Source organism: Halanaerobium sehlinense, from assembly GCF_055379485.1.
The window spans coordinates 1,741,120-1,764,170 of sequence record NZ_AP042442.1 but is presented as its reverse complement, the minus strand read 5'-3'; the positions used below and the strand labels follow the sequence as shown (position 1 = coordinate 1,764,170).

At 30.5% G+C, this 23,051-nt stretch carries 42 protein-coding genes and 6 tRNA genes; 33 read left to right on the top strand and 15 right to left on the bottom strand.

Annotated features, from left to right (window positions below):
- Positions 1-4 precede the first annotated feature (4 nt).
- The 3 genes from ACZ446_RS08655 to ACZ446_RS08645 are packed head-to-tail and all read left to right on the top strand — an operon-like array spanning position 5 to position 2,245.
- The gene (locus ACZ446_RS08655) at positions 5-424 is read left to right on the top strand and encodes a DsrE/DsrF/DrsH-like family protein (RefSeq protein WP_464392175.1); all 420 of its coding nucleotides are present in this window, start codon (positions 5-7) and stop codon (positions 422-424) included.
- 17 nt (positions 425-441) lie between these two features.
- A complete protein-coding gene (locus ACZ446_RS08650) occupies positions 442-1,611 on the top strand; it encodes a cysteine desulfurase family protein (RefSeq protein WP_464392174.1) in 1,170 nt (389 codons plus the stop codon).
- A gap of 1 nt (position 1,612) precedes the next feature.
- On the top strand, positions 1,613-2,245 hold the full coding sequence (locus ACZ446_RS08645) for an iron-sulfur cluster assembly scaffold protein (protein WP_464392173.1): 633 nt from the start codon (positions 1,613-1,615) through the stop codon (positions 2,243-2,245).
- 70 nt (positions 2,246-2,315) lie between these two features.
- Here ACZ446_RS08645 and ACZ446_RS08640 read toward each other — a convergent pair.
- Positions 2,316-2,402 (bottom strand) — tRNA-Leu (locus ACZ446_RS08640).
- A 181-nt stretch (positions 2,403-2,583) separates the two neighbouring features.
- On the opposite strand from ACZ446_RS08640, the gene ACZ446_RS08635 reads away from it, so the two are divergent.
- From ACZ446_RS08635 to ACZ446_RS08610, 6 genes are all read left to right on the top strand, one after another.
- On the top strand, positions 2,584-3,441 hold the full coding sequence (locus ACZ446_RS08635; protein ID WP_464392172.1) for an LCP family protein: 858 nt from the start codon (positions 2,584-2,586) through the stop codon (positions 3,439-3,441).
- Between the two features lie 184 nt (positions 3,442-3,625).
- Positions 3,626-3,701: transfer RNA gene (locus tag ACZ446_RS08630), tRNA-Val, on the top strand.
- Between the two features lie 85 nt (positions 3,702-3,786).
- Positions 3,787-3,863 (top strand) — tRNA-Asp (locus tag ACZ446_RS08625).
- Between the two features lie 5 nt (positions 3,864-3,868).
- Positions 3,869-3,944, top strand: a tRNA-Phe gene (locus ACZ446_RS08620).
- A gap of 6 nt (positions 3,945-3,950) precedes the next feature.
- Positions 3,951-4,025, top strand: a tRNA-Gly gene (locus ACZ446_RS08615).
- Positions 4,026-4,042: 17 nt separating this feature from the next.
- Positions 4,043-4,117, top strand: a tRNA-Cys gene (locus ACZ446_RS08610).
- Positions 4,118-4,209: 92 nt separating this feature from the next.
- Here ACZ446_RS08610 and ACZ446_RS08605 read toward each other — a convergent pair.
- From ACZ446_RS08605 to ACZ446_RS08565, 9 genes are all read right to left on the bottom strand, one after another.
- Positions 4,210-5,358 carry a tyrosine-type recombinase/integrase gene (locus ACZ446_RS08605; RefSeq protein ID WP_464392171.1) on the bottom strand — a complete coding sequence of 383 codons (1,149 nt, stop codon included), beginning with the start codon at positions 5,356-5,358 and terminating at the stop codon, positions 4,210-4,212.
- A 111-nt stretch (positions 5,359-5,469) separates the two neighbouring features.
- Positions 5,470-5,859, bottom strand: coding sequence for a hypothetical protein (locus ACZ446_RS08600; protein ID WP_464392170.1), 390 nt, complete (start codon positions 5,857-5,859; stop codon positions 5,470-5,472).
- Positions 5,860-5,896: 37 nt separating this feature from the next.
- Positions 5,897-7,003 carry a dGTP triphosphohydrolase gene (gene dgt, locus ACZ446_RS08595; protein WP_464392169.1) on the bottom strand — a complete coding sequence of 369 codons (1,107 nt, stop codon included), beginning with the start codon at positions 7,001-7,003 and terminating at the stop codon, positions 5,897-5,899.
- Positions 7,004-7,022: 19 nt separating this feature from the next.
- Positions 7,023-8,303 (bottom strand): DUF4236 domain-containing protein, encoded by a 1,281-nt coding sequence (locus tag ACZ446_RS08590; protein ID WP_464392168.1) that lies wholly within the window; start codon positions 8,301-8,303, stop codon positions 7,023-7,025.
- 108 nt (positions 8,304-8,411) lie between these two features.
- The gene (locus ACZ446_RS08585; protein ID WP_464392167.1) at positions 8,412-8,657 is read right to left on the bottom strand and encodes an Ada metal-binding domain-containing protein; all 246 of its coding nucleotides are present in this window, start codon (positions 8,655-8,657) and stop codon (positions 8,412-8,414) included.
- A gap of 22 nt (positions 8,658-8,679) precedes the next feature.
- Positions 8,680-9,078, bottom strand: coding sequence for a hypothetical protein (locus ACZ446_RS08580; RefSeq protein WP_464392166.1), 399 nt, complete (start codon positions 9,076-9,078; stop codon positions 8,680-8,682).
- Positions 9,075-9,506, bottom strand: coding sequence for a hypothetical protein (locus ACZ446_RS08575; protein ID WP_464392165.1), 432 nt, complete (start codon positions 9,504-9,506; stop codon positions 9,075-9,077). The genes ACZ446_RS08580 and ACZ446_RS08575 overlap by 4 nt, the downstream gene beginning before the upstream one ends.
- A gap of 53 nt (positions 9,507-9,559) precedes the next feature.
- Positions 9,560-9,892 (bottom strand): hypothetical protein, encoded by a 333-nt coding sequence (locus ACZ446_RS08570; protein ID WP_464392164.1) that lies wholly within the window; start codon positions 9,890-9,892, stop codon positions 9,560-9,562.
- Between the two features lie 18 nt (positions 9,893-9,910).
- Entirely contained in the window at positions 9,911-10,303 is a 393-nt protein-coding gene (locus tag ACZ446_RS08565; protein WP_464392163.1) for a helix-turn-helix domain-containing protein, read from the bottom strand.
- Positions 10,304-10,461: 158 nt separating this feature from the next.
- On the opposite strand from ACZ446_RS08565, the gene ACZ446_RS08560 reads away from it, so the two are divergent.
- Complete coding sequence (locus ACZ446_RS08560) at positions 10,462-10,689, top strand: helix-turn-helix transcriptional regulator (RefSeq protein ID WP_464392162.1); 228 nt, start codon at positions 10,462-10,464, stop codon at positions 10,687-10,689.
- Here ACZ446_RS08560 and ACZ446_RS08555 read toward each other — a convergent pair.
- Positions 10,677-10,856, bottom strand: coding sequence for a hypothetical protein (locus ACZ446_RS08555; protein WP_464392161.1), 180 nt, complete (start codon positions 10,854-10,856; stop codon positions 10,677-10,679). The genes ACZ446_RS08560 and ACZ446_RS08555 overlap by 13 nt on opposite strands.
- A 42-nt stretch (positions 10,857-10,898) precedes the next feature.
- On the opposite strand from ACZ446_RS08555, the gene ACZ446_RS08550 reads away from it, so the two are divergent.
- On the top strand, positions 10,899-11,363 hold the full coding sequence (locus ACZ446_RS08550) for a hypothetical protein (protein ID WP_464392160.1): 465 nt from the start codon (positions 10,899-10,901) through the stop codon (positions 11,361-11,363).
- Here ACZ446_RS08550 and ACZ446_RS08545 read toward each other — a convergent pair.
- Positions 11,353-11,619: a hypothetical protein gene (locus tag ACZ446_RS08545; RefSeq protein WP_464392159.1), complete on the bottom strand. Its 267-nt coding sequence runs from the start codon at positions 11,617-11,619 to the stop codon at positions 11,353-11,355. The genes ACZ446_RS08550 and ACZ446_RS08545 overlap by 11 nt on opposite strands.
- A 71-nt stretch (positions 11,620-11,690) precedes the next feature.
- On the opposite strand from ACZ446_RS08545, the gene ACZ446_RS08540 reads away from it, so the two are divergent.
- Entirely contained in the window at positions 11,691-12,443 is a 753-nt protein-coding gene (locus ACZ446_RS08540; RefSeq protein ID WP_464392158.1) for a BRO-N domain-containing protein, read from the top strand.
- A 14-nt stretch (positions 12,444-12,457) separates the two neighbouring features.
- Complete coding sequence (locus ACZ446_RS08535) at positions 12,458-12,655, top strand: hypothetical protein (protein ID WP_464392157.1); 198 nt, start codon at positions 12,458-12,460, stop codon at positions 12,653-12,655.
- 36 nt (positions 12,656-12,691) lie between these two features.
- Here ACZ446_RS08535 and ACZ446_RS08530 read toward each other — a convergent pair whose 3' ends face one another.
- Positions 12,692-12,883, bottom strand: coding sequence for a hypothetical protein (locus ACZ446_RS08530; RefSeq protein WP_464392156.1), 192 nt, complete (start codon positions 12,881-12,883; stop codon positions 12,692-12,694).
- 91 nt (positions 12,884-12,974) lie between these two features.
- Between ACZ446_RS08530 and ACZ446_RS08525 the strand changes: the two genes are divergently transcribed.
- Positions 12,975-13,115 (top strand): hypothetical protein, encoded by a 141-nt coding sequence (locus ACZ446_RS08525; protein ID WP_464392155.1) that lies wholly within the window; start codon positions 12,975-12,977, stop codon positions 13,113-13,115.
- Between the two features lies 1 nt (position 13,116).
- Here the strand turns inward: ACZ446_RS08525 and ACZ446_RS08520 are convergent, their stop codons facing one another.
- Positions 13,117-13,329 carry a DUF3892 domain-containing protein gene (locus ACZ446_RS08520; RefSeq protein ID WP_464392154.1) on the bottom strand — a complete coding sequence of 71 codons (213 nt, stop codon included), beginning with the start codon at positions 13,327-13,329 and terminating at the stop codon, positions 13,117-13,119.
- 91 nt (positions 13,330-13,420) lie between these two features.
- Between ACZ446_RS08520 and ACZ446_RS08515 the strand changes: the two genes are divergently transcribed.
- The 19 genes from ACZ446_RS08515 (at position 13,421) to ACZ446_RS08425 (ending at position 22,364) form a co-directional block, all read left to right on the top strand.
- The gene (locus ACZ446_RS08515; RefSeq protein WP_464392153.1) at positions 13,421-13,660 is read left to right on the top strand and encodes a hypothetical protein; all 240 of its coding nucleotides are present in this window, start codon (positions 13,421-13,423) and stop codon (positions 13,658-13,660) included.
- Positions 13,660-13,974, top strand: coding sequence for a hypothetical protein (locus ACZ446_RS08510; protein WP_464392152.1), 315 nt, complete (start codon positions 13,660-13,662; stop codon positions 13,972-13,974). The genes ACZ446_RS08515 and ACZ446_RS08510 overlap by 1 nt, the downstream gene beginning before the upstream one ends.
- A 111-nt stretch (positions 13,975-14,085) precedes the next feature.
- A complete protein-coding gene (locus ACZ446_RS08505; RefSeq protein ID WP_464392151.1) occupies positions 14,086-14,634 on the top strand; it encodes a helix-turn-helix domain-containing protein in 549 nt (182 codons plus the stop codon).
- Positions 14,615-14,782 (top strand): hypothetical protein, encoded by a 168-nt coding sequence (locus ACZ446_RS08500; protein WP_464392150.1) that lies wholly within the window; start codon positions 14,615-14,617, stop codon positions 14,780-14,782. Before ACZ446_RS08505 ends, ACZ446_RS08500 begins: the two co-directional genes overlap by 20 nt.
- A gap of 11 nt (positions 14,783-14,793) precedes the next feature.
- Positions 14,794-15,042: a hypothetical protein gene (locus tag ACZ446_RS08495; protein ID WP_464392149.1), complete on the top strand. Its 249-nt coding sequence runs from the start codon at positions 14,794-14,796 to the stop codon at positions 15,040-15,042.
- A complete protein-coding gene (locus ACZ446_RS08490; protein WP_464392148.1) occupies positions 15,029-17,059 on the top strand; it encodes a coiled-coil domain-containing protein in 2,031 nt (676 codons plus the stop codon). Before ACZ446_RS08495 ends, ACZ446_RS08490 begins: the two co-directional genes overlap by 14 nt.
- Positions 17,060-17,206 carry a hypothetical protein gene (locus ACZ446_RS08485; RefSeq protein WP_464392147.1) on the top strand — a complete coding sequence of 49 codons (147 nt, stop codon included), beginning with the start codon at positions 17,060-17,062 and terminating at the stop codon, positions 17,204-17,206.
- Positions 17,199-17,456 carry a hypothetical protein gene (locus ACZ446_RS08480; RefSeq protein ID WP_464392146.1) on the top strand — a complete coding sequence of 86 codons (258 nt, stop codon included), beginning with the start codon at positions 17,199-17,201 and terminating at the stop codon, positions 17,454-17,456. The genes ACZ446_RS08485 and ACZ446_RS08480 overlap by 8 nt, the downstream gene beginning before the upstream one ends.
- The gene (locus tag ACZ446_RS08475) at positions 17,443-18,261 is read left to right on the top strand and encodes a recombinase RecT (protein WP_464392145.1); all 819 of its coding nucleotides are present in this window, start codon (positions 17,443-17,445) and stop codon (positions 18,259-18,261) included. The genes ACZ446_RS08480 and ACZ446_RS08475 overlap by 14 nt, the downstream gene beginning before the upstream one ends.
- Positions 18,261-18,986, top strand: a complete 726-nt coding sequence (locus ACZ446_RS08470) for an MBL fold metallo-hydrolase (protein ID WP_464392144.1) — start codon at positions 18,261-18,263, stop codon at positions 18,984-18,986. The genes ACZ446_RS08475 and ACZ446_RS08470 overlap by 1 nt, the downstream gene beginning before the upstream one ends.
- Entirely contained in the window at positions 18,987-19,799 is an 813-nt protein-coding gene (locus tag ACZ446_RS08465; protein WP_464392143.1) for a Lin1244/Lin1753 domain-containing protein, read from the top strand.
- 5 nt (positions 19,800-19,804) lie between these two features.
- Positions 19,805-20,068 carry a hypothetical protein gene (locus tag ACZ446_RS08460; RefSeq protein WP_464392142.1) on the top strand — a complete coding sequence of 88 codons (264 nt, stop codon included), beginning with the start codon at positions 19,805-19,807 and terminating at the stop codon, positions 20,066-20,068.
- A gap of 50 nt (positions 20,069-20,118) precedes the next feature.
- A complete protein-coding gene (locus ACZ446_RS08455; RefSeq protein WP_464392141.1) occupies positions 20,119-20,481 on the top strand; it encodes a hypothetical protein in 363 nt (120 codons plus the stop codon).
- Positions 20,474-20,611: a hypothetical protein gene (locus ACZ446_RS08450; protein ID WP_464392140.1), complete on the top strand. Its 138-nt coding sequence runs from the start codon at positions 20,474-20,476 to the stop codon at positions 20,609-20,611. The genes ACZ446_RS08455 and ACZ446_RS08450 overlap by 8 nt, the downstream gene beginning before the upstream one ends.
- Positions 20,601-20,984: a single-stranded DNA-binding protein gene (locus tag ACZ446_RS08445; protein ID WP_464392139.1), complete on the top strand. Its 384-nt coding sequence runs from the start codon at positions 20,601-20,603 to the stop codon at positions 20,982-20,984. The genes ACZ446_RS08450 and ACZ446_RS08445 overlap by 11 nt, the downstream gene beginning before the upstream one ends.
- Before the next feature lie 179 nt (positions 20,985-21,163).
- Complete coding sequence (locus ACZ446_RS08440) at positions 21,164-21,511, top strand: RusA family crossover junction endodeoxyribonuclease (RefSeq protein ID WP_464392138.1); 348 nt, start codon at positions 21,164-21,166, stop codon at positions 21,509-21,511.
- Between the two features lie 2 nt (positions 21,512-21,513).
- A complete protein-coding gene (locus ACZ446_RS08435; RefSeq protein WP_464392137.1) occupies positions 21,514-21,693 on the top strand; it encodes a hypothetical protein in 180 nt (59 codons plus the stop codon).
- A 27-nt stretch (positions 21,694-21,720) separates the two neighbouring features.
- Positions 21,721-21,900 carry a hypothetical protein gene (locus ACZ446_RS08430; protein WP_464392136.1) on the top strand — a complete coding sequence of 60 codons (180 nt, stop codon included), beginning with the start codon at positions 21,721-21,723 and terminating at the stop codon, positions 21,898-21,900.
- The gene (locus tag ACZ446_RS08425; protein WP_464392135.1) at positions 21,900-22,364 is read left to right on the top strand and encodes a sigma-70 RNA polymerase sigma factor region 4 domain-containing protein; all 465 of its coding nucleotides are present in this window, start codon (positions 21,900-21,902) and stop codon (positions 22,362-22,364) included. Before ACZ446_RS08430 ends, ACZ446_RS08425 begins: the two co-directional genes overlap by 1 nt.
- 18 nt (positions 22,365-22,382) lie before the next feature.
- On the opposite strand, the gene ACZ446_RS08420 is transcribed toward ACZ446_RS08425, so the two are convergent.
- Positions 22,383-22,973: a hypothetical protein gene (locus tag ACZ446_RS08420; protein WP_464392134.1), complete on the bottom strand. Its 591-nt coding sequence runs from the start codon at positions 22,971-22,973 to the stop codon at positions 22,383-22,385.
- Positions 22,974-23,051: the final 78 nt, after the last annotated feature.

Sequence of the window (23,051 nt, the reverse complement as noted above, 5' to 3'; positions counted from 1 at the left end):
TATTATGGAAGACAAGACCACATTGATTGTTGAAAGTGGAGATTATGATAAACTATACAGTGCATTTATAATTGGCAATGGAGCATTATCAATGGGAATGGATGTTTCTATGTATTTTACCTTTTGGGGCTTAGAGCGGCTCAAAAAAGGACAGCTGGATAAAGGTCCACTTTCTAAAATGAATTTTTTAGGTTTAGGCAAATTATATATGAAATGGAAAATGAAAAAAGCAAATGTTAGGTCTTTAGAAGATATGCTTCAGGACTATGTTGAATTAGGAGGGAAAATATTTGCCTGTGATATGACAATAGATATCATGGGAATAGATAAAGATGATTTAAGGGAAGAAGTTATTACTGAATATTGTGCTGTAGGAACTTATATTAAAGAAGCTAAAGAATCAGAAATAACTTTATATATATAATAAAATGGGGTGATTTAATGAATAAGGATGTAGTTTATCTCGATAATTCTGCTGTGACTAGAATTGACGAGAAGGTACTGGAAGCTATGAAACCATTCTTTTTTGAGACTTATGCTGTAGCAACTTCAGAGTTTGCTTATACAATGGGTATAGAAGCAAAAGAGGCGTTAGAAGAAGCCAGAGAAAAAATTGCAGATTCTTTAAATGCAGATGCGAATGAATTAATTTTCACTTCTGGAGCAACCGAATCTAATAATCTGGCTTTAAAAGGTATTATGTACAATCAAAAAGAAAAAGGACATCTAGTAGTTTCTGATATTGAAGATTTTTCTGTTTTAAATACTGCCAAGAAGTTAGAAAAACAGGGCTATGATGTGAGTTATATAAGTGTAGATAGCAAAGGAAGGGTTAATATTGAAGAATTAAAAAATAGTATAAGGAAAGATACTGTTTTAGTTTCAATCCAGCATGCCAATCAGGAAATTGGAACTGTGCAGGATATAAAAACAATAGGTGAATATCTTGCTGATAAAGATATTCTATTTCATACTGATGCTACACATACGTTTAAACGAATTCCGATTGATACTAAGGAATTACCGGTTGATTTAGTAACTATTTCAGCTCATACTATTCATGGCCCTCGGGGTATAGGTGCCCTTTATAAAAAAGAAGGAATTAAATTAGAGAAAATCATGGACGGTGGCTTTCAGGAAAATAATCTGAGAGCAGGAATAGAAAATATACCAGCTGCAGTAGGATTTGCAAAAGCAGTTGAATTAATAACCGAAGAAGAAAATGAAAGAATAAAAAATTTAAGAGATAAATTAATCGATAAAGTTGAAAAAGAAATAGAAGATGTTACATTAAATGGTTCTAGAGAAGACAGAACTCCTCAGAATGCTAATATAACATTTCACTATGTAGAAGGTGAATCAATCACCTTACATTTAGATATGAGAGGATTTGCAGTTAGTACAGGTTCAGCCTGTTTCAGTAAATCGCTAGAGGCTAGTCATGTAATCCTGGGAATTGGTGGAGACCATGAAAGAGCACACGGCTCAATTAGATTTACTTTCAGCAGGTACAATACTGAAGAAGATGTGGATAAAGTTGCTGCAGCTGTAAAAGATGTAGTAGAAAGCTTAAGGGAAATCAGCCCCCTAGGTAGGAAAGGAAGTGAGTAAGATGAGTTCTCCTTACAGTGATAAAGTTATTGAATATTTTCAAAATCCTAAAAATGTTGGTGAACTTGAAGATCCAGATGGTATAGCAAAAGAGGGGTCACCTGCTTGTGGTGATATGGTTCAACTTCATCTTAAAGTAGATGAAGAAAACCAAAGAATAACGGATATAAAATTCCGATCATATGGATGTGCTTCCAATATAGCTACTGGTTCAATTATTACAGAAATGGCCAAAGGCAGAACAATTGATGAAGCTAAAGAAATTACCTGGCAGCAGGCTGCTGATGAACTGGGTGGATTACCAGCTGTTAAAAATCATTGTTCAGTCTTAGCTGTAGATGCACTAAAAGAAGCAATTAGAGATTATGAGGAAAAACATGGTTTAGTAAAAGAAAGGGTAGAGACTACCATAGAAGTAGTAAAGGAAAGGTTAAAACATGTTATGAATCCTATCCATGGGCTTGATGTATTAAAAACTAATCTTATAGAAAATATAGAATTAGAAGATAAAGTAATTACAATTACTGTTGATTTAGCTGAAGACCATCAATTTGCCCCGGTTCTTAAAGAAGATATTAAAGAGAAGCTTGAACCACGCTGGGACGTTGAAGAAGTAATAGTAAAATATAAGTAATCAAAAAAACCCCCAAGAAACCTGAATTACCAGGATAAACTTGGGGGTAAATTATCTGATTATAAAAAAATGGTGCCGAAGGTGGGACTCGAACCCACACAGGCCAAGGCCCACAGCGCCCTCAACGCTGCGCGTCTGCCAGTTCCGCCACTTCGGCATTACAAATATAAATTATAACATAAAATTTTACTTTGTCAATAAATTTTTCAAAATTAATGCTGATATTTTTCAAAAAACAAATTATTCATTTTAAAAATAATAAAGAAGCTGATGTTATGCAGGAATTGAGCCTATAATCACGAATATTATGAATATAAGGGAATAGGGAGGCAATAACATTGGTAGAAAAAAATACAGACAAAAATACAGACAAAAATGAAAAATCAATGAAAAAGCATAAGTGGTTAGGGATTCTAATTATCGCCCTAATAGTATTATTTATTGGCCTTACAGGGTATTATCTAGAAAGTTCTTTAAAACCATTAGCAAATGGAAATGGAGATCTTTCTCAACCCGAAACAGAACAATCTTTATTTGATCAACTGTTATCTGTTTTAGGTATGGGAGAAAGTAATTTCAATCAAAACTTAAATATACTATTTGTGGGTTTAGACGATGAAGAAAGTGTTGCACTGGGATCTGTGGAAGCCGATTCGATAGTTTTAACAAAATTGAGGCCAGAAAACAATAAATTACAGTTAAATTACATAAATGAAAATTCAACTTATGAAGGAAAGCAGTTAAAAGCATATAGTAAAGAAACGATTCAACAGGCTGTGAGAGAGCTAACTGAAACTGAATTTGATAATTATGTTTATGTAAACTATCAGGGCTTTGAAAAAGTTATTGATGAGTTAGGAGGAATCCAGCTTGAGCTAAAAGAAGATGTCAGAGTTCCAGGCTTAGGTTTGGATTTGAAAGCCGGCAATAACCTTTTATCTGGCCGGGAGGCTCTAAATTTTGTTCGCTGGAGCAGTTCATCTTATTTACCAAGGTCTGAAAGGCAGAAAATGCTGATTCAGGCTGTAGTAACTAAATTAAAAACAAATAATATTATGTTCAATGTTAAAGAACTTTATAATACTATAGTTGAAAGTTATAATTCTGTTGAAACAGATATTAATACAGTTCTTGCAGTAGAAATCTTTAATTATATAAGATCTAATGATAAATTAGAGTTAGAGTTTATTGATTAAATTAGAAAAATTAAGCTTTTAAGAAAAAAATATCTGTAGTCGATTTTACAAGTATTTAGTAGTATATTTAACATAAAATAATTTAATTGCTGATAATAGCTGATATCAGATTTTGACTTGAACTAGCATTTTATATATACTAGTTATTGCTGACGCGGTAATTATACTTTTGATTACTGCAGATGGGCGAATAGCTCAGTTGGGAGAGCACCTGCCTTACAAGCAGGGGGTCACAGGTTCGAGCCCTGTTTCGCCCACCATTTTTATTTTTAAATATAATATTTCGAAGTTGTGTTTGAAGTCTTCAGTTTTATTGACTTCCTACATCTTACTTCTAAAACACACGGAGGTGTAGCGTAGCGGTTTAACGCGCCGGCCTGTCAAGCCGGAGATCGCGGGTTCAAATCCCGTCTCCTCCGCCATTTTTGGTGGAATAGCTCAGTCGGTAGAGCAGTGGATTGAAAATCCACGTGTCGACAGTTCGATTCTGTCTTCCACCACCATTTTTTGCGGGAATAGCTCAGTGGTAGAGCATCACGTTGCCAACGTGAGGGTCGCGAGTTCAAATCTCGTTTCCCGCTCCATTTTATTTGCAGTTTTGGGCGGCATAGCCAAGTGGTAAGGCAGAGGACTGCAAATCCTTTATTCGTCGGTTCAAATCCGTCTGCCGCCTCCAATACTTTTTATTGATACAACAGCCATTGTGGCTGTTTTTTGTATTTATGGAGAATAATTTTTTAGCTAATTCGTGCCGAAAAACGTGCCATTTTATATTTTGAGGGCATTATCAAGGTGTTTTACAGCTTCTTTTTGCTGATCTGTGTCATGATGATAATAAATATCCATTGTAGTAGAAATGGTTGAATGACCTAACATTTTTTGAACGATTTCTGGCCCAACTTTATTATTTACATTTATTGTCGCAAATGTATGTCGCATAATATGGATTTTTGATTTATGAGGAAGATTAGCTTTTTCAGTTATCTTTTTCATTTTTTTATTTAAACTGGTTGGATAATATCTTTCGCCATCTGGTTTACAGAAGACCAGGTCTAAATCATCACCTTTGTAATCTGATCCTAATAAAATTCTAAATTCTAGCTGCCAGGTCTTATATTTCTTTAATAGCCCCACAAGTCTCTCAGAAAGCTTTATTTTGCGTCTGCTTGAGTTGTTTTTAGTTTCTTCCTCAATTACAGCACCAACACCCTTTTTGCCAACTAAACGCCTTTTAACTTCCAATATACCGCTATCTAAATCAATAACATTCCATGAAAGAGCAAGAGCTTCACTTTTTCTTAATCCTGTATAAAGCATAGTACTGATGAATACGAACATAAAAAAATCATTTTCTTTTGCAGTTTTTATAATTTCAGCTATTTCTTTTTCTTTCATTACTGAAACTTCTTTCTTTTTTGGGGAAGGTGATTCAATTGGATCAAGAGGGTTATGTCTAATCAAATTAAATTTAACAGCTTTTTTGAAGCATTGATTCATTAATACATAGATTTTCTTTAAAGTATTCTCAGATAGCCCCCCTGAACCATTAATTTTGCCCCTAGAACGCTTAATCTGGAAGTATTCTTCTAAATGGACAGGATGTAAGTCCTTTAATTTGATATGGCCTATATCTGGCTTAATATGAGCTTCATATCGTCTTTTATAATTATCATATGTTGTAGTAGCTACAGTAGGTTTTTTATGAATTCTTAAATAACGCTCAAAATACTCAGAAACAGTAATATTATTTGGATCCGTTATTTGGCCTTCCTCTTTATCTCTAATCATGTTAGCCATCCAATTTTCTGCTTCTTTATATGTGTCTAAAGTCCTAGTTCTTCTTTTTCTTTTACCCTGAACACCAATTTCTACGACTGCCTTATATTTACCATCATTAACTTTCTCAATGTGTGCCATCACAATTCCTCCTTTATTTTGATTAAATTAGCACAATTTATGGTTACAATGTGCTAGTTTATATACATATGTTCGCTTAGTGTGTAAAAAGAGAAGCCCCGAAGGGCCAAATTAAAGTATAATTGAAATTATCAGCAGAAGTGATCCTGTTAAATATAATATATTGAAAATTGTATTATTAATTTTTTCAGGTAAAGTACTCATAGAAAAAGTCATAATTTCCGGACTAATCAATTTTGCATAAGTTGACCAAAGTAAAATAAATGCACTAATTAGTTGTAACCAAACTTTTATTTTTAGCTTTAAATTTAAATTTGTAATATAAATATTAAGCAAATGAACAAAAAATAAACTAATTATTAAAGTGCCTATAACAATAATAAATGATCTAAATAGATTCTTTCTAATTGCTTTAATTGATTGGTATTGATTTTCTTTAAGGTGATTTTCTTTTAATTTTGAAGGGTGAAGAATACATAAAAGAGTTTCGATTATCTTCATAAAGATTCCTTTCTTCAATTTGATTTAAATATGTTTATTAAAAAAATTTATTTTGAGGTTTAATATCCTTATATTCATTTATAGCATTCTCATCTCCAAGCCATTGAATATAATCTATTATAACTCTTTCTTTATTCGTATTTTCCAATTTTATTTTATTATATTCATTTCTTTCTAATAATATATTGAAGTTATTATCATAATGATCATATATTGTTTTAATAATTTCTTTTCCAATTGTATCTCCCTTATCCACAGTTTCAGATTTAATAATTTTTTTTAATATTGTTTTATATATTTCATCGTATATTTTTTGACCAGATTTACTAAAAGAAATCATTTTTTTGTTGGCACTATTTTTGATTAGATCATCAATTAAATAATGATACCAATTATTTAAATCAATTTCTACTGAATATTTATCAGATAAATCATTAAAAAGTTCTTCTGCTTCTTTTGTCCCGAAATTTGTTTTCCAATGTTTAATTCCATCTTCTAAATCATGCCTTCGATATGAGAGACTATCTGCAATTTTTACAATCTGAGATTCTATACTATCTGCTTCATCTAAATTATAATCTTCAAGATGATCAATTTCATCAAGATTATTTTCATAATCAGTATGTTTTAAAACTCCTTTAACTACATCATGTGTAAGATTGAATCCTTTAACATAATTATTGTATTTATCTCTACTGTTCATATTATATCTTCTTAAAAGCCACACACTTTGAATATTGTGAGAAAACTTTTTGTCTTTAGATTTTAAGATTTCATTAAGAGCTGATTCACCCGCATGGCCAAAAGGTGTATGACCCAAATCATGAGCGTAAGCAATAGCTTCTGCAAGGTCGGTATTTACATTTAGAGATCTGGCTATTATTTCTGCGGTATGAGCAACCTCTAGTGTATGAGTTAATCTAGTTCTAGAATGTTGATTAACTCCTCTAGCAGTATATATCTGAGTTTTCATACGAAGTCTACGAAATGGATCAGAAAATATGATTTTTTCTTTATCTTTTTCATAGGCTGTTCTATATTTATCTTTTTTTTCTGGCTTCCATCTACTAGCATTTTTTGATTTTTTAGCTTTTTCATCTAAGTTTTCTATTTCCCATTTTTCTTTATCTGTTCTTAAAATCAAAATATCAATCCTTTCATTTTTATGATAAAAATTCTGTTTGAAGTTTATCTATTGATTTTTGAATTTTAGTTGCAAATAATTCAATTTCAGGAGTAGTAAAAATAATTGGATTCTTTCTATTATCTACTGTTATTTCTAAGACATTATCTTTAGGAGTGACTATAATATCAAGTATTTTATCTAATTTAACTGAATAACTGCCTGAGCCTACTGTAAGTATTCTTTTATTTGTAATATAACTAGTTCCAGAACGGTTCTCAACATAACCAATTTCTTTAATTTTTTTCCCGTTTACAGTTCTTCTTTTTAGAATTTTTTCTTTAATTATTTTGGCTCTTGTTTTGTAAAAGCAATCTTCGTTTTTTAAATTTATATTAACTTCAATTGGTTCTAATTCAGAGTCAATTTCTTTTCTGAAATTACTCATTTTTTCAATAGTATTTAAATCTTCCTTTAATAAATCTTTGTCTAAATTAAAAGTATCAATAAATGATTTTAATTTAATTTCTTCATTTTTTTCTAATTTAAAATCTGAAACATAAAAGTCAAAAACATCTTTAAAAACTTTTTCTTTTGTATTATTAAATAAATTATTATCTATATTCAGAGCTTTACTAGCTTTAATTATTTGATCTTTTGTAACCAAATCGTCAAAGAATCCTAAAAATAAACTGTGCATACTAACAAAATTATAAAATTTAGCAAGCTCTTTATTATCAGAATCTGAAATTTTAGGGTTCAAGTGCTTATAAATTTCTAATTCGTTACTTTCTATTGCTTCAGATAAATTTTTATGGTTTTTTTGTGCAATTAAAATTAAGTTATTTAATTCATCTATTTTTTTATTTTTTAAGTATCCATAAACTAATGAAGCTACTCCAGGGAGAATAAATAAAGGAGAACTAATTGAGAGTAATAATGAAAAACCACCAATATAATAATATCTATTAATTTTATCTATTTTCGACGGTGATTTGGGAATATCACCAAGTAATAAATTTGATTCTTTTAAAGTTTTTGGAAATGTAATTCCCGTGTCTATAAATATTTCTTTTGGTAAGGGGTTTTGATCATCAATATAATATGTTTTAGATTTATTAGTTTGGTTTGAAGAACTTTTATTTTTAGTATTAATATATTTTCTATAACGAACAGGACCCTTTCCTCCAGAAACATATGCACCTTTTGGGCCAATACCAGCTTTTAATCCTTTTGGTCCAGCTGAAACACCTACACCACTTTTTGAAAGATTAATTCTAACTGGACCAGCCTTAAAACTTTTTCTTAAAAATAAACCCAATAATCTCACTCCTTTATTATACAAAATATAAAGTTATTTAATTGTACTACAGCTGTATTCTTATATAATTTACAAAGTTACTGAAGACCATGTACTTTATTTATTATATTAAAAACATGTGCCACAAGGTTTATATCCTTTGTTTTGAGCTTCTTCAATAGTTTTAAACCATATTTCGTTTTCAGGATTAATGTTTTTAGCCCATCTACAACCAGGATAATGATATTTATCAGACTCAACACTTCCAACATAAGTACCTTTTTCTGATTGAGCAGCAATATTAGTTTGATGTGTCATAAAACCAGTAAATAAAATAATTATAATTAATAAACTTACAGTTAATTTCTTTTTCATTTAACTTACCCCCTGAATTATTTTATTTCCAAGCGCCACTATAAAAACCATCTTCACCATTTATAGTTGCACTGATCCAAATTTCTTGAGGTTTATATTCAAATGGATTAAATCTTTTTCCATCAGAATTACTAAAATTCATTGCCCCTACAGTATAAGTAGAACCTGATTTCATTATTGATGTATTGTAAGTATAACCACTAGTTAAAATCTTAGGATTAATTTGTAATTCAACATCTTTCCAGTCATTGGAATCTTGATTAGTAATTATAAATTGAGAACCATCAAAACTTACTTTAGCATTTAGTGATATTGTGTCAGATGAAGATGAACTATCTTCGTCTGTACTACCAGCTGCTAGAGTAATAAAAATCAAAATAATTATTATTGATAGAACATTTAATTTTCTTATTTTTTTCATTTTATTAATCTCCTTTCAAAATAAAAAGCTAAAAGTATACTAATCAATATTGTTACAAAATCATAATAATCAAAAATTCCAGGTATTAATTTGAAAAATTGACCTATTTCACTTCCTATCCCGATAAAAATAACTATAGATATCCAAAAATACTTATTATTAGATTGGCTATCCTTCCATACATATAATATAGAAAAAATAAATGAATACATCCAGAGTGCATTTGGCAATGAAAATATAATTATGTCTGGTAAATTTTTAAATGTCAAAAATCTTATCAATTCAACTGTTTTTTCTAACCCAATAATTTCAAACCATTTGAACATTAAGAGAGAACTAGTTCTGTATCCAATATAAATTAAACCACCAATAAAGACTGGAAAAAAACAATTTAATAGGATTACTATTAATTTATTTTTAGTTTTCATAATCCTCCTTTATGTCGAATTTTCAGACTATTTGTCGAATATATGTTCGTTTATTAACCAAAAAAATTTTCGATATTCTCCTTAACAAAATTATCCGCTGCCTTTTCCATCTGACTGTACTGCATGTCCATGCCAATTACATAACCAGCTTCCGGCATATCATACATTATATGCTCTACCTCGTGTAGGTACACCTCCTTTTGAAGTTCTAGAGTGAGGTTTTGATTAATTATCACGTAGTAGTTTTGAGAAGAAGAGAGGTATACAAAGCCATATATTCCTGGATTTAGTGGTATAAATTTTTGGTATATATTATTTTCTCTGGCCCACTCTTGATAATTTATGTATGTTCGCTGGAGAGCTGTACGGTGTTTTTTCTCTCTCATACAGACCACTCCTTAAATTTAGCTGTTATTAGATTCTTCATCTTCAATTGCTTTGATTATTCTTATAACCTGTCTAATGCTTGACTCATCCATATCTTTAGTTTGTTTGAATAAAAGTTGTAAATCTTCACGCTGTGATATTTTTTCCCAGGCATCTGAAAGCTCTGGATCGTCTGTAAGAGCTTTTTTTATTTTATCTGCTGAAGAGCGTTCATTGGTGCCTCCTAATAAATAATCAACAGATACTCCAAAAATATCAGAAAGCTTCATTAATGTTTCATTATCCACATTTCTTTTACCTTGCTCATATAATCCCACAGCTGCTCTAGTTATTCCTAATTTTTTAGCAACATCTTCTTGGGTCATATTATTTTCTTTTCTTAATTTGCGCAATCTTTTCGATATACTCATAATAAGCCTCCTGAATCATCTTTCATTTATTATAATACATTCTGTATCGTTATTAAAGAAAAGATACAAAAAGTTTCTTAAATCTCTTGACAGATACATAATGTTTCGTTATAATATAATTAAATTGATACAAATTGTTTCTAAAGGAGGTGTTTTAAATGCGTGATTTATTGATAAGAAAAAGAAAAGAGCTAGATTTAACTCAAGTTGAAGTTGCTGAAAAACTTGATATAACAAGGGCTTTTTATAGTCATATAGAGACAGGTACAAGGAATCCTACTTTAAAATTAGCTAAAAAAATTGCAGATTTTTTTGATATGAAAATTGATGATATTTTTTTTGATAACAAAAGAAACAACTCGTATCATAATAATCATTCTGCATAATTATTTTTGGTTTTTTGAAGGGTCTTAAATATCTTTTTGTAAAACTTACATGTTTCATTAGCAAATGATTTATTTGTTACTTCAGCTGAACCAGTATTTGCAGCTTTTATCAAATTATTATCCATAGCCTTTAAAGTAATTTCTTTAGCAATTTCTTGGGAAGTCATAGTTATCATCCTTTCTTAAAATTTTGGTGGGAGGTGAGAGAAGTGAAAAAAAGTGTAGAAGAGTTATTAGAAGAACAGCTTAAAATGCTTTGTGAGTCAAATGAAACGATTACTAAATTTGCTTCTAAAAATGAGATTTGTGATTCATTAGTTCAAGTTCATGATACTGTTAATGATTCTATTGTTGGAATAAGTGAATTGTTGATAGGAAAAAGAGGTAGTAAACAAACTGAAAATGTAAATACTGAACTGGAGATAAGGTCTCCAGTTCAGAAAGATAAATTAAATTCTCAATTTATTAATTATCTTGAGAATGAATTTAAAAGCCAATTATCTAAATTGGAAGAAGTTGATAATGGACTTTCAGATAAGCGTAAAAAAATGAATATTAGTCAGATTATTGAACGGAGCAATTTTATTCCTGATGAAGATCTAGAAAAAGTAGGAATAGCTTTAGAACAAATAATATTGAGAACTACTAATCACGATATCATTATTAACGTTTAAGTCTGATACCTTTAGCTGCTAAAGTTTTACCATATTCGTTTATTGTTTTAGCCGCTGCTTTAGAAGAAATTTCAATAATTAACTCAATATCATTTTTGGTCAAGTTATCAGCTTGTTCAATGAATTTATCAAATTCTTTGGTTAATGATTCTTGAACATTTTCAAAATATCTCTGAGTCAAAGCTTCATTTTCTTCTATTATGTCCTGTTTTGTATTTCCACTTTTTATAAATTCAGTTTTTTGTTGTATATCCATAATTGGCACCTCCTTTCTATAAACATATTTATACAGAAAGGAGAAGATACCTTTAGGAAAGGAGAAAATTAATGAACAACCTGCAAATCTTTAAAAATGATCAGTTTGGAAAAGTAAGAATGGTAAAGATTAATAATAAGCCTTATGCAGTTGGGAATGATGTTGCTTCAGCTTTGGGATATAGTTCTCCAGTACATGCAGTAAAAAGACATTGCAAGGGGTGTATGAATCATTCACTCCCTACATCAGGTGGCATTCAAGAAATGAAAGTTATACCTGAGGGTGATATTTATAGATTAATTATTAAAGCTGCGGATCAAAGCCATAATGAAAAAATAAAAGAAATTGCAGAGGGATTTGAAGCCTGGATTTTTGATGAGGTTTTACCTCAAATCAGGAAAACTGGCCAGTATGTTAATAAACCATCTTCAGTTGAAGATTTAATTATTTTACAAGCTGAGTCAGTTAAAGAGTTAAAACAGAAAGTTGATCACCAGGAAGAACAAATTAAATCTATTAAAGGTGCGGTTATTCACACTGATCAGGATTGGAGAAATTGGGTTAACCAACAGCTAAATACTATCGGGTTTAGAAATAAGAATTATAGAGAGGTCAGAAAACAAAGTTATGACATATTAGAAAATAGGGCCCGCTGCAGACTAAATGTAAGATTGAATAATTTAAGAGAACGTCTAGAACAGGCTGGAGCTAAAAAATCTAAAGTTAATAAAGTTACTAAGCTAGATGTAATTGAAGAGGATACCAGGCTTAAAGAGATTTATACATCGGTTGTTGAAAAATTGGTTATTAAATATTCAGCTTAGGGAGTTGAGATTCAATGTTAGATAAAAAGGGGTTTTTTAAATTAGTTGATGAGCAGTTGGAAGAATTATGTGAAACCAATTCATTGTTGCTTAGCAGAATAAAAAGTGAAGAATTACATCCAAGAAGAGAAGATATAGAAGCTTTAAAAGTTGTAAATGAATCAATTCATAATCTGGCTTCACTAGTAAATGAAACAAATCATAGGTGGTAAAGAGGGAGAGATTATATTTTGATTTGTCTAACAAAATTAGTCTATTTTTATATCTTTAGCTGGAGTGTTTATGCATTCTTCAGCAGTTTTATAGATTTTTTTATAAAATTTAGAGACTTCGTTAGCAAGTGATTTGTTCGTTTCTGAATCATTTGTTATTAATGACTTTTTACTATCATGATTTAATGCTTTTAAAGTTATTTCTTTAGCGATTTCTTCTGATTTCAAATTACCACCTCATTATTATTATTTATCTCTCCCTCAATGTAAATAATTATATGTAGGTGAGTAAAAACCTTTATTTAGGAGTTGGTTTAAGATGATTATTGGTGATAAGAACTATGAGGAAGTTATTTTTACCAATGACGAAGATGAAGTACTGGCAATAGTTTCAGATGATGAGGTTATAGAGAAAAAGGGCAATAAAGTGAAACTGATACCTGCAGCACTTGAAGAATAAGCTAGTCTAAATTATTATTTTTACTTTTATCTGGATTAGATACAGGAGTTTCAATTCCATTAATTTTTCTTATATGGTAATTATCATATTCACCAGATTTAATTTTACTAACAAATTGCTGTTTATTCATTGTTTGCCCACTATAGTTATCTTTAAAATGAGTGTTGCGACCACTCTTTGTTTGCTTGGTAACAGATACTTTTTTTCGTGCCAATGTTTCACCTCTTTAGTTATTTAGAAGTAATGCAGGTATCTATAAAATTATACCATATTATGTTAATTAAATGAAATTAGGAGGTAAATATATGCAGAATATTTTAATTGATATGTTCAAAGAGTTTAATAGAAAGAGTAAAGTAATATATTTTGTTGATCTGGTAGCTGGAGAAGTTAAGTTTTCGAAACTTAATAGTGAGTGTGAGAAGATTTGTGCTATTGAAGAAGTAAACCAAGCAACTTTTGAGAATGGAATTATTATATTAGATGCAGAAAAACAATGGAATTTAACAATTGAAGGTCCTAAAATATTGGAGGTGCAAAAATAATGGCAATAAACTTTGAATTAAGAAAACAGCAGCAATCAATTACAGCTGATGCAAGAGAAATATTAGAAAAGAAAATAGACGAGGCAATACAAAAATATCCTACTGGTATGAAGCCTTATCATTTAGAAGAGATAATGAGTTGTTCTCAATCTCAAGTTTATGAGTTTTTAAATAATTATGATATACCAGGTGCTAAAAAGTTACCTAGTTTAGGATGGAGAATACCAAGAGAGACCTTTTTAGCCTGGTGGTATGGGAAAGAGGTGGTTCATAAAAAGAAGAAAAAACTAAAAAAGTCTCAGGTGCGGTATTAGTCAGGGAGAGATATTTGAAGTGAGGTTTTATATCTTAATTTAATTATATGGCACGTTTAGTGCACAAACAACGAAAATAAGTGCCATTAAATCAAAAGGGAGGAAAATAAAATGATTCAATCTAGAACTTTAGGGGAAGCTATCAGAGATGGAATGAAGGCTAAAGGACTTAAGCAAAGTCAGTTTGCAAGAATATTGAATATTGATAGGACTACTTTGTCAAAATATATTAATGGCCATTTAAATATGCCCGAGGACATAAAGCGAAAATCAGTAGCTTATTTACAAAGTCCAATTTTAAGAATTAAAGTTTATGGGACGACATCATCAAATATTGTTTTTGATAAAGCACAAATTGAGTTTTATAAGACCAGTATTAAAGCAATTGAAGAATTTGAAGAAGCGATTCAAAGCATTAGAGATGTTTTAAAATTTGCTTACAATATTAAATCGGAAGATGAAATGACTGATGAACAAAAAGAAAAATTTCAACGTATGTTAGATGAAATTGAAGATGCAAATCATGTATGTGACATGTTGGATATTGCAGCTTCAGATTTAGGAGCTGATTTAGAAGAAAGAAATAGACGCTGCTATCAAAAATATTTAAGTCGTGGTTATTTAAGTGAGGGAATTCAAAATGAAGCAGTCAATATCTGACCAAGAAAAAAAGTTTCATTATTGTAATGACTGTATTAAAAATCCAGATTGTTGTGGTAAGGATCCATTAAAATGTCGGAAAGAAAAAGAAGCAGAATTGTATTTTGAACTTTATGATAAGCCTATATCCGGGTTTAACAGAATTTAAAGGAGGCCAAAATGGGAACTGCAAGAGAATGGCAAATATTTATACAGGGATTATTGATGGGGCTGATAATTTTCGGATTTGGCCCGAGGTTTTTGAAAGAAGTCATGGAGAATACAAGATATGTTATAGAACAAATAAAAAAGCCAGCTGCTAGAACAGCTGACCGTAAGAAAAACCAATCTAAATATAGTATAACAAATAGTTGTAAAGATTTCTACTCTCAGGACATAGAAAGGTGGGCAAGTGATGAAAGAAATTAAATTATTATTGCTAGAATTAAAGAATTTCAAAGGAGCTAGAAAATTAAAAATTGAGCCTAAAGGTAAAAATATTGATATATATGGCCAGAATGAAACTAAAAAAACTACTATAGCTGATGCCTGGTCCTGGTTGTTCTTTGATAAAGACACAATGGATCAGAGCCCACAGAAATTTGATATTAAACCTCTCGATGAGAATAATGAACCAATACACGGTTTAATTACAGCTGTTAAAGCAACTATTGAAGTTAATGGTAGTCAAAAGACTTTTGAGAAGAAATATTATGAAAAATGGGAAAAGAAAAAAGGAAGTATAGATGAAGTATTTACTGGTCATACTACTGATTGTTATGTGAATGGAGTTGGAGTTAGTAAAACTGAATTTGAAGAAGAAGTTAAAAAGATAGCTCCAGAGAAAATATTTAGACTGCTTACTGATCCTAAATATTATAATGAGCAGCTGCACTGGAAAGAAAGACGTAAAATACTAACAGATTATGTCGGTGGAATTAGTTCTGAAGAAATATTTAAAGCCGAAGATAAATTAAGTAGTCTAGCTGAAGTTCTTGAAGATACTACTATTGAAAAGTATAAAGATTCGCTTAAAGACAAACTTAATAAATTAAATGATGAAATAAAGAAAATTCCTATAAGGATAGATGAGGTTAATAATAATTTACCTGAGGTTTCAGAAATATCAAAAGAAGAAGTTAAATCGGAAATAGAAAATTTGAAACAGAATAAAAAGCGACTGGAAAAAGAGCTTTCTGCAACTGAAAATGGTAGCGAAATTACTAATAAAGAAAAGGAGTTAGCTGAACTAGAAGCTGAACTGCAACAAATTAAAATTAAACATCGGTCTGATTATGATGAAAAAATTACTGAATTAAAAAATGATGGTGAAGAAATTAAAGATAATATTTCAACCTTAAAGCGAAAAATCAGAAATAAAAAGTTAGATCTTAAAGAAAATAAAAATAAAATGCAAGAGTTTAAAAGACAAATTAATGAATTGGCTGCAGCTTTCAGAAAAATTAATGCTGAAGAAATAGAAGTTGAAGATAAATGTCCAACATGCGGCCAGATATTACCTGAGGATCAACTTAAAGCTGCTGAAAAGAAATCTAAATTAGATAAGTCAGAGAGATTAGAAAATATTAAAGAACAGGGTAATAGCAATAAATCAAAGTACATGGAACTAAAGGAAAAGAATAATTCATTAATTACTGAAATCAATAATCTAAAAGAAGAGTTGAGTGGTTTAGAAAAAGTTAAAGATGATATTTATAATGAGTTATTTGAACTAAAGAAAAAAGCTGAAGCTTATCAAGATAATTTTCAGTACCAGAAAAAGCTTAAGGAAAAGGAAAATATTAAAGAAACTATCCAAAAAATTAGAGATGATAATCAGGATGCTGTTAATAAAGTTAATACCAAAATCGCTGAAATTGAAAATAAGATTGAAAAATTGCAGTCTGAATTAAGTAAAATTGATCAATATAATTCTGGCCAAGAAAGAATAGATGAGCTAAAACAGGAAGAAGAAAAACTCGCTGAAAAGTATCAAGAATTAGAAAAAGAGAAATACCTTTGTGAACAATTTGAAAAAACTAGGGCAGAGCTGTTAGAAGGAAAGGTAAATAATAAATTTAAGTTGGCTAAGTTTAAACTCTTTGAGAAGAATATAAACGGTACTATAGAGCCTACATGTCGAACTATATATAAAGGGGTCCCATACAATACGAACTTGAATAACGGCCATAAAATAATTGTTGGAATAGATATTATAAACACATTATCAGATCACTATGAATTTAGAGCACCAATCTTTGTAGATAATATGGAATCAGTTACGCAAAAAATAGATTCTAAAAGCCAGTTAATTAAACTAACTGCTAAAGAGAATGTGGAAGACCTGGTTATTTTAACTGAAGGTGATAAGGATTTAGAGAAACTCTCTAAAGTTTTTGGTAAAGAAAAAGCTAAAGAGATTTGTGGCATGAAGGAAGCTAGTTAAATGAGTAAAGATGAAAAAATAAAAAAGCTTGAGAGAAACATGAAGTTTTGTAAAGATTTCTCTCATACCAATAATTTTAAGCCTTTGTTTATTTACTATTACAAGGAAAAAATAAATAAGTTAAAAGGAGCAGATAAAAATGCCTGAAATAATTAGTCCTTATGATGAATTCAAAAAGTTTTTAGAAGAATATAGTAACGATAATTGGTTTGAGTTTGGTTATGGTTTAATAATTGTTTTTGGTGACGAAAAAATTAATATCCGGCAATACCATAATGATGGTTTTTGGTTAAGTAGCTGGATTGATAAGAGAGAATTTTTTGAAGGTATAAATCATTTTCCAGTTAGAGAAAGTTTAAAAATAAATGAGGAGGAAAAAAGTAATGAGCAAAAATAAAAATGAAGTTACAGAAAAGGAAAATAATAATATTCAGGTGACACCCGGTTTTGATAGTTTAGACAATTTTAATTTAGCCTTAAAAACAGCTAATTTATTATCTAAATCATCTCTTGTACCAAAAAATTATCAAGGTAATATCCCAAACTGTGTAATTGCTATTAATATGGCCCAACGAATGCAGGCTGATCCATTGATGGTTATGCAGAACTTATACATTGTTCATGGTAAACCAGGCTGGTCTGCCCAGTTTTTAATTAGTACTTTTAATACCAGTGGTAGATTTTCAGCAATTCGCTATAACTGGGTAGGAGAAAAAGGCGAGGATTCCTGGGGGTGTCAGGCCTGGGCTATTGAAAAAGAAACTGGAGATAAATTAGAGGGTGCAACAGTAACAATAAAACTAGCAAAAGATGAAGGTTGGTATTCTAAAACAGATAAGTACGGAAATGAAATCAGTAAGTGGCAGACAATGCCTGAGCAGATGTTGATGTACAGAGCTGCAGCATGGTTTATTAGAACTTACGCGCCAGAAATTGCAATGGGTATGTACACTGAAGACGAAATTATAGATGTAACTCCTGATCAAAAAGAGAGTGCTCATGACATAAATGTAGAGCAGGAAATATCAGAAAATGCTAATACAGAAAAATTAGATATTGATCCATCAGAGCTTAATCCTGATGATAACAGTGATGAAGAAAAAGAAGCTAAAGAACCTGAAAAAATTAAAGAAAATACAAAAACTAAAAAAGAAAAAAGTTCTCAAGGAAAACTAGAATTTGAAATTGAGGACGAAGAATAATGTTAGATATTAAAGCTTTGGCAAGTGGCAGTTCTGGGAATTGTTACAGAGTAAGTGACGGGAAGACCAGTCTCTTAATTGAGGCTGGTATCCCAATTCAAAAAATTAAAGAAGGGTTAAATTTTAATTTAACAGAGATTGCTGGCTGCTTAATTAGTCATGAGCATGGTGATCATAGTAAATCTATTAGTGATGTTATAGCTGCAGGAGTTGATTGTTATTTAAGTCCAGGTACTATTGATGTGCTAGATAGTATTGACTCAAATCACCATCGCATTCATGCAATATCGGCTAAAAAACCGCTTCAAGTTGGTAGCTGGGTAGTTAAGCCTTTTGAGGTCCAGCATGATGCAAATGACCCTATAGGATTCATATTATGGTCTAGAAATACTGGAGATAAACTTATTTATATAACTGATTCCTTCTATTCAAAATATATTTTTAATAAACCTGATTATATTATGGTTGAGTGTAACTATTCTGAAGAAATATTAAAGAAAAATGTTGAAGCTGGAAAGATCCATCCAGTACTTGAAAAAAGACTTAAAAGAAGTCATTTTAGCTTAGAAAATGTTAAGGATTTTCTTAATTCTAATGATCTAAGAAATACAAAAGAAATCTGGTTATTACACCTTTCAGATACAAATAGTAATAAAAAATTATTTAAAAAAGAGATTCAAAAATTGACAGGTAAATTAGTAAAGATAGCTGGGGGCGGTGATTAAATGGCTAGACCACAAAAAAAGGGTATTGATTATTTTACAGTTGATACTCATATGGAGGATAAAATTAAATTAGTAGAGGCTAAATATGGACTAGAAGGATTCGGTCTTTTAATCAAGTTATGGCAGAAAATTTACAGTCAAAAATACTACATTGACTGGACAGAAGAGATACAATTACTATTCAGTAGTGAAATTAATGTTGGCATAAACCTACTCAATGAAGTAATTAATGATTGCGTAAACTGGGGTATATTCAATCAAAAAATGTTTGAAAAGTATAGTATTTTGACAAGTCACGGGATACAAATAAGATATAAAGAAGCTACCTACAGACGCAAAAAAGTTGAGATGAAAGAAGAATATTTATTGTTAACAGAGGATGAAATTAACTCTAATATGGTTAATGAGAACAATAAACCAATTAATGATAACAAAAACTCAGTAAATGATAGTAAAAGTACACAAAGTAAAGTAAAGGAAAGTAAAGTAAATAAAAGTAAAGTAAAAGAAAGTAAATCAAAAGAATTAAAAGAGAAAGAAGAATTGAATTACGAAAAATTTTTCGAAGAAAATGTGGATAACTTTGAAACATATCTTCAGCAAATGTCAAAAGGGGTTATTCTCAATGCCTGTAAAATTTCAGTTGAAAAAGATAAACCCATGGCCTATTGTCAGGCTGTTTTAAAAGATTGGAGTCAGAAAGGCATTGGAAGCATTAATGATTTAAAGAATGCTGCCAAAAATAAAGATAGCCCAAAGCTTGATTACAAGTGGAAAGATTTCTTCATTGACTTTGATAGATTTAAGGAGTGATCTAGATGGATATTGCAGAAAAAATAATTGTTACCGGTGATATTACAGATGAGACAAAAAAGGACCTTGCATATTTACTCATGAATTTTAAAGCCGAAAACGAAGAAAAAGATATTAGAAAAGCTAGTTTTATAATTAAATACGGGCTAGAAACTGCCGGTTATACCGATAAAAGTTTTAATTTGAGTGAAAGCAATAATTATATTCGATTGGAGGTACACAATGGACCTGCTGGAGAAAATAAAAAAAGATTGTCCTCAGTTGTCTGAAGAAGAAATCAAAAAAATTATAAGAGAGTCAGAAAGCAAGGTGCTAGAAGATGAAAATATATAAATTATGGGAAGATGGAGAAAAAGAAAATCATAGTTTTGTTGCAGCAAGAAGTTACAATTCTGCTCTAAAGATTTTTGAGAATGAGAAAGATATCGAGCACTCAAAAATTAAAGGAGAAATTTTACTCAGAAAAAATCCAACATCCAGTAAAGATTACCTAAAAATAAAAATTTCTAAGGGAATAGTGCCTGAGGAGATAGATTTTGAATATTTTGGAGGAAATAGAGGGCGTTTAAGTATGATCAGGCCAGAGGTTAAAAATTTTATCCGAAAAGAAATAGAAATTGCTGTTGAAAAATATTTTGAAAGAGAGGTGCCAGAACTTAATGACAAATCTAGAAATGCTTAATATCAAGTTGCAACGAATGCTTGGGATAAGTAGTGGGAAAGCAAATCGAGTAATCCAAGTTGTTTTTGATAATCTTCAAAAAATAGCTGCAGAATATGAGGAGAAGGAGAATAATAGTAATGCTCAATAGAATTGTTTTAATTGGGAGATTAACCGATGATCCAGAACTCCGTTATACAAGTTCAGGAATTCCAGTTTGCAACTTCACTCTGGCTGTTGAGAGGAATTATACCAACAGAAATGGTGATAGGGATGTTGATTTTATCGCTATTGTAACCTGGAGAGGTCTAGCTGAGAATTGTGCCCGCCATCTTGGTAAGGGAAGATTGGTTGGAGTAGACGGTAGTCTGGAAATAAAAAAATCAGAGAATAATAACAGGACATTCATTAATCCGGAAGTTAACGCAGACAACGTCAGGTTCTTAGACTGGGGTAGCAGCAATCAAAAAGGAGCAAATGGTCAAGAGGGAAACCAAAGTCAACAGAAAACGTCAAATTACTGATTTTAGAGTATTTATATTAAGGTGGTTAAGGTGCAAAGGAGGGATTTTGGTGGTGAATGTAATTAGAAAAAGTTTCGGAGTTTTAGTTATCGATGGAATAGTAATGCACTCACCGGTGACTATAGATTCAGATAGACCGGGTGAATTTAAAATATTATATACAGCAGGAGATGAGGAAAGTGAAATTAGTGATACCAGGAAGACCAGTTCCAGCTCAAAGAATGACTCAAAAAAGCAAGTGGACAAAAAGAGCAAAGAAGAGTTTAGATTATCAAGAGAAAGTGGCATGGGAATGGAAAGCAAAGGCCAGAGGATTAAAACTTCAAGGTCCGCTTAAACTGAGCTGCAGCTTTTATTTTAATGATAAACGGCACGGTGATCTGAGTAATTTAGTTAAAGCAGTAGAAGACGGATTGCAGTATGGTAATGCATTTGAAAACGACAAACAAATAAAAAGATATGGTGATTCTGGAATATTTTTTGATGATAATCCTAGAGCTGAAATAAAAATTGAAGAGGTGAAGTAGAAATGTATATTGTTGAAACTAATGGTTTGTTTACTGGTTGGTATGAGGTAGAAGATGCTGAATTTGATAATCTAGAAAATGCACTAGATTACATAGAAATGCAGGAGAAACCTGAAAATTACAGAGTGATTAAAATAGTTGCTGAATATGAAGTAGAAACAAAACTTGTAATTAACGAATGAAATTAATTAACTCAGGAGTTGATCAATATGACAGTGGGAGAACAACTTGAGAAAAAGCAACCTCAAATATATAATTTCCTCATTGATTGTTTTAGTTTAGATATTAGAAAAACTAAGAGGGTAGAGCCAGTAAATTTTGAAGAAGATGATCCTCTTTTTAATTATTTCAAGGAGATGATGGAAAAGCCGAGGGGAGTGAAATTGTAATGGAAACTAAAGTTAAAGACAGGATAGAAGAGCAGCTAAAAAATTATCCTTTTTTAAAATCAAAAATAAAAATAACAACAAACAAAATAGCATACCAGGAAGATTATGTAGCTCAGGCAATTGACTACTCTAAAATACCCGGCGGCAAAACTAATAGTGTTTATTCTGATGTTGAAGAATTTGTTCAGAATAAATTAGATAAACATCCTGAGTTAATAGAGTTAATCATGGAAAAAGAAAGAATAGATGCTGCATTAGAGTGTCTAACATACAAAGAAAAACGATTGGTAAGATATAAATATTTTGAAGATATGACTGATAATGAAGTTAGTGATAAAATGCGGGAGCTAGAATTAAAGACATTTAGTATCAGAAATGACTCAACTATCAGAGATTATTCAAGCACTACAATTCAGCGAATGAAGAAAAAAGTGCTAAAAAAGCTAAATAGAGTAGGGCTATAATTAATTATAGCCCCATATTTATTCCATTTTTTGTTTATAATTATATCTTAATTTATTTAAAATTACAGAGTGATTATCTGTTTCCTCAGAAACATTATTAACTAAATCTATTACTGATATGTTAAAAAAGCTTTCTATCTTATTGATATCTTTTGGTTCAGTATTTTTATCAGTAATATAATTATTTATTATGTTTAAAACTCTATGTAAGTTTTGAGAATCATTTGCTTTTAAATAATCATCTACAGCATCAAAATAGCAGTTTATTGCGGCATGTGGATCTTTATCCATAATTGCATTTCCTTGAACATGCATTGTCATAGCAATGTTACGATGGAACTTTTTATCAAATTCACTTTGTTTTTCTTCAAATTTATTGTCAATATAATTTTCTAAGTTTTTTTCTATTTTTTCTTGTTCATAACTAGCGTGCTTTTTTTGATACCAATTAATATAGAGAGGGCCCAAGACTGTTAATACTGAAAAAAAGCCACCTAGGATTAAAATAAGCTTTGTCCAAGCTGAATTATAAAATGAATCTACTTTTGAAACTATATCTAAATATTCAACAGGAATAGTTTCTGCAGCTAATGCAACGGAATTAATCATATATCAAATCTCCTTCTAAAAAAGTAGTGTTAGTTATTATATTCATTAAATACTTTTTATTTCCTTCAATATTATAAT